This is a genomic window from Vibrio ordalii ATCC 33509 (assembly GCA_000257205.1).
GTDB lineage: Bacteria > Pseudomonadota > Gammaproteobacteria > Enterobacterales > Vibrionaceae > Vibrio > Vibrio ordalii.
This window is the reverse complement of sequence record AEZC01000062.1, coordinates 1-1092: the sequence shown is the minus strand read 5'-3', so window position 1 is coordinate 1092 and position 1092 is coordinate 1. Positions and strand designations below refer to the sequence as shown.

Below are 1092 nucleotides of genomic sequence, written 5' to 3'. Positions count from 1 at the left end.
ACGTTGAATTTATTGGCGTGACCAACAATCGAAACCACTAAACGGTTCCATAGCGCTTTATCAAAAGGTTCTTTAGGGATGGCAGGATAAAGTGTTTCGACCTCTTCTCTGGCAAAGGCCATAAACTCTTTCTTTTTCCTCTTGTTATACTCTTGGGCGACATTATTGTAGTTGCGGATCCACTCTTTCTTAAAGCGAAGCAAGGCGGGCTCGGCTTTTTCTAAAGGTAGCCGAGAGAGATAAACGCGCTTATACGATATTTTGCGATCAATCATCGTTCGCATACTGGTTTGAATGTAAGTACCGTGCTGCGTAATGGAAATATCGCTCTCATCAAACAGATTCACACACCAGCCCTTAGGCCAAAAGTCAGCCTGTTTATACTGATTATTTCTAGCGGTTAATACTTGATGAAGCACTAAATCAGAAGTGCCTTTAAAGGTTTGCTGCCATGTGGCTATGCGAATTTGCAATGAACCAGGCAAGCGATAGACATTGGTAAACTTATCTTCGTTCATGACTTCTACAGTAATTGGTTGAATAAAATACAATTTTTGAATGCCATTTGAGTGCAGGGAATGCACCTCAAAGACGAAAGCCAAACGACGTGTCGATTATTTTATGACACATAAAATTATGTGCAGAGTACTCAGCTAATGATTTCAATTATAAGTATAAAAAGTGAGCGAGGTGGATTTTACAAGGTTTGCATTAAAATGCGAGCTTAAGTTGGCGTTAAATCTAATAATGATCAGCGATTATTTGCCTTATCTTGCAAAATTTGACTTTCTAGGTAGAGATAACTCGTTGTATTGCCTAGTCTAGCTAATAGAACTTCACAACTCGAGACCAATCATGGAGATCAAGTACCAGCAGTGGCAGCATAAGCTATATATGAAAGTGCTCAAATTGGCCGCAGCGATTCTACCCATCTCCAAGCCAACCTTGTTTATTGGTAAAGAATCGCTCAAGCAACTCTGTTATTCGGTTTCTTTGATGGGTATTGAACGCGTGCTTGTCGTAACAGACCAAGGCATTGAAAAGCTTGGTTATGTAAAAAAACTCACCTTTGAGTTTGAGCGTGTTGGTGGT

At 40.1% G+C, this 1092-nt stretch carries 1 protein-coding gene and 1 pseudogene; one reads left to right on the top strand and one right to left on the bottom strand.

From position 1 onward, the window contains the following. Positions 1-602, bottom strand: a 602-nt coding sequence (locus tag VOR_RS0104010) for a hypothetical protein (RefSeq protein ID WP_081480695.1), incomplete at its 3' end; no start/stop codon positions are given. Between the two features lie 253 nt (positions 603-855). On the opposite strand from VOR_RS0104010, the pseudogene VOR_RS16730 reads away from it, so the two are divergent. Further along, positions 856-1092, top strand: a pseudogene (locus VOR_RS16730) (iron-containing alcohol dehydrogenase); the annotation flags it as partial.